The 5,164-nt window shown below is 68.2% G+C and carries 1 protein-coding gene; it reads left to right on the top strand.

Annotation, left to right across the window (positions count from 1 at the left end; translation table 11 throughout):
• A partial coding sequence (locus ACH4U7_RS53020; RefSeq protein ID WP_398534916.1) for an amino acid adenylation domain-containing protein occupies positions 1 to 5,164 on the top strand: 5,164 nt, incomplete at both ends.

The raw sequence follows: 5,164 nt of genomic DNA, 5'->3' as shown, positions 1-5,164 counted from the left end.
CGATCGCTGTACGGGCCCACGGAGATCACCCTGTGCGCCACCCAGCACCTCATGACCCCCGCCACACCACCCGGCACCTCGGTCCCCATCGGCCGACCCATGGACAACACCCGCACCTACGTCCTGGACAACACCCTGCGCCCCGTACCCCCAGGAGTCGCAGGCGAGCTGTACATCGCCGGAACCGGCCTCGCCCACGGCTACATCAACCAACCCGCCACCACAGCCGAACGCTTCGTCCCCGACCCCTTCGGCTCACCCGGCACCCGCATGTACCGCACCGGCGACCTCGCCCGCTGGAACACCAACGGCACACTCGAACACCTCGGCCGCACCGACACCCAAATCAAAATCCGCGGCTTCCGCATCGAACCCGGCGAAATCGAAGCCACCCTGACCGCCCATGACGCGGTTGCCCAAGCCGCCGTCCTCGTTCGTGAAGACCAGCCCGGCGACAAGCGTCTGGTCGGCTATGTGGTGCCGACGGATACGGAAGTGGGAGTTGACACCACTCAGGTGCTGGGGGTGGCCAGGGACCGGCTCCCCGACTACATGGTGCCCACCGCACTCATCACCCTCGAACGCCTGCCCCTGACCCCGAACGGCAAGCTGGACCGCAAGGCCCTGCCCGCCCCCGACTACACCACATCCACCACCCGCCGAGCGCCCCGCACACCGCACGAGGAGATCCTGTGCGGTCTCTTCGCCGAAGTCCTCGCGGTCCCCGACGTCGGCATCGATGACAGCTTCTTCTCCCTCGGTGGACACTCCCTCCTCGCCACCCGCCTCATCAGCCGCATCCGCACCACCCTGGACGTCGAACTCACCATCCGCGCCCTCTTCGAAACACCCACCGTGGCCGGACTCGCCGAACACCTCCACACATCCAACGGCCACACCACACGCCCCAAACTCACCACCCAAACCCGGCCCGAAACCGTACCCGTCTCCTTCGCTCAACGCCGACTGTGGTTCCTCGGCCAACTCGAAGGCCCCTCCGGCACCTACAACATCCCCATGTCGCTGCGGCTACGCGGCCAACTGGACACCGACGCCCTGCGTCTGGCCCTGACCGACGTGGTCGAGCGGCATGAGAGCCTGCGTACGGTCTTCCCCCAGCACGACGGCCAGCCCTACCAGCGCATCCTCCACGGCGACGCGACATCGGTGTTCGAAGTGCTGGACGTCGCCGAGGAAGACTTGGCGGAGGCGCTGAAGCGGGAGGCCGCCACTGGGTTCGATCTCGGCCTCGAGCTGCCGCTGCGCGTACGGCTGTTCGTGCTCGGGCCGGACGACCACGTAATGCTGGCGGTCGTACATCACATCGCCGCCGACGGCTGGTCGATGGCACCTTTCGCCCGCGACCTGACCACCGCTTACCAGGCCCGCGCCGGCGGCAAGGCACCCGGATGGCGCGCGCTGCCGGTGCAGTACGCGGACTACACCCTCTGGCAGCAGGAAATCCTCGGCCACGAAGACGACCCCGACAGCCTGGTCAACGCCCAGCTGGAGTACTGGGCCACCACCCTGGCCGGCGTGCCCGAGCAGCTGGAGCTGCCGGTCGACCGCCCCAGGCCCGCCGTAGCGTCGTACGAGGGCGACAGCGTGGCGCTGCGCGTGCCGGCGCCCGTACACGCCCGGCTGGTGGAGCTGGCCCACGACAGCGGCGCAAGCATCTTCATGACCGTCCAGGCCGCCTTGGCCGTTCTTCTGAGCCGCATGGGCGCGGGCCACGACATCCCGATCGGCACACCCATCGCCGGACGCACCGACGACGCGCTGGACGATCTGGTCGGCTTCTTCGTCAACACCCTTGTCCTGCGTACGGACACCAGTGGCGACCCCACCTTCCGCGAACTCATCGAACGCGTACGGGAAACGGACCTGGCCGCCTACGCACACCAGGACGTGCCCTTCGAACGCCTCGTGGAAGTACTCAACCCGCAACGCTCCCTGGCACATCACCCCCTGTTCCAGGTGATGCTCGCCCTCCAGAACAACACCCACCCCAACCTCGACCTCCCCGGCCTCCACGTCACCCGCCAGCCCTTGGGTGGCACCGCCGCCAAATTCGACCTGACCGTCAATCTCAGTGAGCACCGCGCCGCGGACGGCGCCGCCGACGGCCTCACCGGACACCTCGACTACCGCACCGACCTCTTCCACCCCACCACCATCGAGGCGCTGGCCACACGGCTCGTCCACGTCCTGGCGACAGTCACCGCCGATCCGGACACCCGAGTCAGCCAGATCGACATACTCGGCGAGGCCGAACGGCACCAGGTCCTCACCCAGTGGAACGACACCGCACGCCCGCTCCCGGACGCCCTGCTGCCCGAGCTCTTCGAAGCCCAGGTCAAGCGCACCCCCGACGCGGTCGCGGTCGTCTTCGAAGGCCAGGAGGTTACGTACGCTGACCTCAACGCCCGAGCGAACCGGCTGGCGCGGTATCTGATCGCCCAGGGCGCCGGGCCGGAGCGGCTGGTGGCGGTGGCCCTGCCACGCTCGGCCCAACTGGTCGTAACGCTGCTGGCCATCCTCAAGGCGGGCGCGGGGTACCTCCCCATCGACCCGGACTACCCCACCGACCGTATTCACTACATGCTCCAGGACGCGGTCCCCACACTCCTGGTCACCGACACCACCACATCCGCCGCCCTCCCCCCAGCCGACGATCTGCCTCGGCTGAGAGTGGATGACGAGTGGGCCGCTCGATACGACGATGCGGATGTCGTGGACGCCGACCGCACGGGCAGCCTGCTCCCCCAGCATCCCGCCTACGTCATCTACACCTCCGGCTCGACCGGCCGCCCCAAGGGCGTGGCGGTCCGGCAGCGGAGCGTGGTCAATCTCATCACCTGGGCCGCCTCCGAATTCGGGCCCGAGCGATTGACTCATGTGTACGTCTCGACATCTCTCAACTTCGACGTCTCGGTCTTCGAGCTCTTCACGCCGCTCATCACTGGCGGACGCGTCGAGGTGGTCCGCGACCTGCTCGCTCTTGGTGGCAGTGTGCCGAGCAGCGGGTCTTCCTGCCTCATCAGCGGTGTTCCTTCCGTTGTCTCAACTCTCCTCAGCAGCGGTGGGAACATTGACGCGGGAACGGTGGTGTTGGCCGGCGAGGCCATCACGCCGCACGTGGCGAACGCCATTCGTGCCGCCGTTCCGGGAGGTCTGCTCGCGAACTGCTACGGGCCCACCGAAGCCACCGTCTACTCCACGTCATGGTTCACCGACGATGAGCTCACCACCGCTCCCCCCATCGGTCACCCCGTGTGGAACACACAGGTGTATGTGCTGGACGCGACGCTGCAACCAGTGCCGGTGGGGGTGCCCGGCGAGCTCTACATCGCCGGCGCGCAACTGGCCCGAGGATATCTGGGGCGGCCCGGCCTGACGGCGGAGCGGTTTGTGGCGAATCCGTTCGGCACGGCGGCGGGGTCGCGGATGTACCGGACAGGCGATGTGGTCCGGTGGCGGGCGGACGGGCAACTGGACTTCGTGGGGCGTGCGGACGCCCAGGTCAAGGTGCGTGGCTTCCGTATCGAGCCCGGTGAGGTGGAGAGCGTCCTGGCGGCGCACGACGCCGTGGCGCAGACCGCCGTCCTGGTACGGGAGGACCGGCCCGGAGACCGGCGTCTGGTCGGCTATGTGGTGCCCACGGACGCAGGTGTGGGGCTTGACGCCGCACAGGTGCTGGAAGTGGCCAGGGGCCGACTGCCGGACTACATGGTCCCCTCAGCACTCGTCGTACTCGAACGGCTGCCCCTGACCCCGAACGGCAAGCTGGACCGCAAGACCCTGCCCGCCCCCGACTACACCACCGCACTCACCCGCCGCGCCCCGCGCACACCGCGCGAGGAGATCCTGTGCGGGCTGTTCGCGGAAGTGCTGGGTGTCGCCGACATCGGCATCGACGACAACTTCTTCTCCCTCGGCGGACACTCCCTCCTCGCCACCCGCCTCATCAGCCGCATCCGCACCACCCTGGGCCTGGAGCTCGGCATCCGCGCGCTCTTCGAGTCTCCGACCGTCGCGGGACTGAGCGCACGAGCAGATCAAGAAACCAGCCTGGCACGCCAGCCATTGACCGGCAGGCCACGCCCCGAGACCGTACCTGTGTCCTTCGCGCAACGCCGACTGTGGTTCCTCGGCCAACTCGAAGGCCCCTCCGGCACCTACAACATCCCCATGTCGCTACGGCTACGCGGCCAACTGGACACCAACGCCGTGCGCCTGGCCGTGGGGGATGTGGTCGGGCGGCATGAGAGCCTGCGGACACTCTTCCCCCAGACCGACGGCCACCCCCGTCAGCACATCCTTCAAGGCAACGTCGCATCGGTGTTCCAGGTGTTGGATGTGGCCGACGAGGACCTGGCCGAAGCGCTGATAAAGGAGGCTCGCGCCGGGTTCGACCTCTCGTGTGACCTTCCGCTGCGGGTACGGCTGTTCGTCGTGGCGCCCGATGAGTACGTACTGCTGGCAGTCGTACACCACATCGCCGCTGACGGCTGGTCGATGGCCCCTTTCGCCCGCGACCTGACCACCGCCTACCAGGCCCGCACCAACGGCGAGGCACCCGGATGGCGAGCGCTGCCGGTGCAGTACGCGGACTACGCCCTGTGGCAGCGTGAGGTGCTGGGTAGCGAAGACGACCCGGACAGTGTGATATCGCAGCAGCTGGCCTACTGGACGACTGCCCTGGCGGGCCTGCCGGAGCAGCTGGAGCTGCCGGTGGACCGGCCGCGGCCGGCGGTGGCGTCGCATGTGGGTGGGAGTGTGGGGGTGCGGGTGCCGGCCGGGGTGCATGGGCGGCTGGTCGAGCTGGCGCAGGGCAGCGGAGCGAGCGTCTTCATGACCGTCCAGGCCGCCCTGGCCGTCCTGCTCACCCGGATAGGCGCGGGCACTGATATCCCCATCGGTACCCCGATCGCCGGGCGTACGGATGACGCTCTGGACGATCTGGTCGGCTTCTTCGTCAACACGCTGGTGCTGCGTACGGATGTGAGTGGTGATCCCACGTTCCGTGAGCTGGTGGAGCGGGTGCGGGAGACGGACCTGGCCGCCTACGCGCATCAGGATGTGCCGTTCGAGCGGTTGGTGGAGGTGTTGAACCCGGAGCGGTCGATGGCGCGGCATCCGCTGTTCCAGGTGATGCTCTCCT

The organism is Streptomyces sp. NPDC020845, from assembly GCF_044334165.1.
Lineage (GTDB): Bacteria > Actinomycetota > Actinomycetes > Streptomycetales > Streptomycetaceae > Streptomyces.
This window is presented reverse-complemented; position numbering and strand designations above follow the sequence as displayed.